General features: G+C 74.9%; 1 pseudogene. It reads right to left on the reverse strand.

The features are described 5' to 3' along the window. Positions 1-379: pseudogene (locus IH54_RS41095) on the reverse strand (3-ketoacyl-ACP synthase); the annotation flags it as partial. Positions 380-398 lie beyond the last annotated feature (19 nt).

Here is a 398-nt window from a genome sequence, read left to right on the forward strand (position 1 = left end):
GTTGCGGATCAACCGAACCCGCCGAACCGTGCCCCAACACCAGCGACACCTGCGCCCCGACCAGCGCCGCCAGCGCCGCCGACCGCTCCTCCGCACCCAGCCCCGCCATGTCCGCGAGCCACGACGACGCCCCCGCGGCGCCGGCTTCGGCGACGGGACGCCGGACCGGCGCGCGGACGAGGGCCGAGAACAGCGGCGGGAGGCCCTCCTTGACCGCGCGGTTGCGGAGTGCGGGGAGGTCGAGCAGGGCGGTGACGAGGGCCGGGCGGCCCGATCGCAGGGCGGTGTCGAAGAGGGCAAGTCCGTCCTCGGTGGGGATCGGCGCCAGACCCGTACGCGTCAGCCGCGCCAGATCAGCACCGCCCAAGTGACCCGTCATGGAACTGGTGTCCGCCCAC

The sequence above is a fragment of the Streptomyces sp. NRRL F-5123 genome (genome assembly GCF_000721495.1).
Lineage (GTDB): Bacteria > Actinomycetota > Actinomycetes > Streptomycetales > Streptomycetaceae > Actinacidiphila.